Consider the following 509-nt stretch of genomic DNA (forward strand, 5'->3'; position numbering starts at 1 on the left):
TGGTATGACTCCCACTGTCAAGTTAAACGCACAGATCCCTGCTTAACCCTTTTAAGCCATAATTTGGAACTCGAATTAAAGCGAGTTAATGCATAGATGAAGCAAGTAGTTTCGTCGGTTATCTTGCTGGTATTCGTTGGTTACTTATTTTCATAAGCAGAGCAGACTTTACTTGATTCGACGTGACACCTGTCTTCAGTCTATGTTCGTGGGTCAATCAGTTTTCACTAGTTGCCATCCTAACGCCGTCGGTGGTTGTGCCACACCCGATGCTTGATCCAATGCATTAACTCTAATTCGAACATTTATGCGGGTACTCTTGCTAGCCTTAGCCCGGGATTGACGGGGCTGAGTATCACTTCTTTAGCGATAGCCCAAATATAGGCTATCATCTCTCTGGCGATAGCAGTGACGACAAGATTGTAATGTTTGCCTTTAGCGAGCAATTTTTTATAGCGTTTACATAGCCGCAGTTGTGCCTTCCAAGCAATATCAATAATGGCTTTTGG

Annotated in this window: 1 pseudogene; it reads right to left on the minus strand. The window is 43.4% G+C overall.

Features of this window, described 5'->3' with window-relative positions:
- Positions 1-305 precede the first annotated feature (305 nt).
- Positions 306-509 (minus strand): annotated as a pseudogene (locus tag CWB98_RS23255) (IS110 family transposase); the annotation flags it as partial.

Origin of the sequence: Pseudoalteromonas rubra (assembly GCF_005887115.1) — a bacterium.
Lineage (GTDB): Bacteria > Pseudomonadota > Gammaproteobacteria > Enterobacterales > Alteromonadaceae > Pseudoalteromonas > Pseudoalteromonas rubra_F.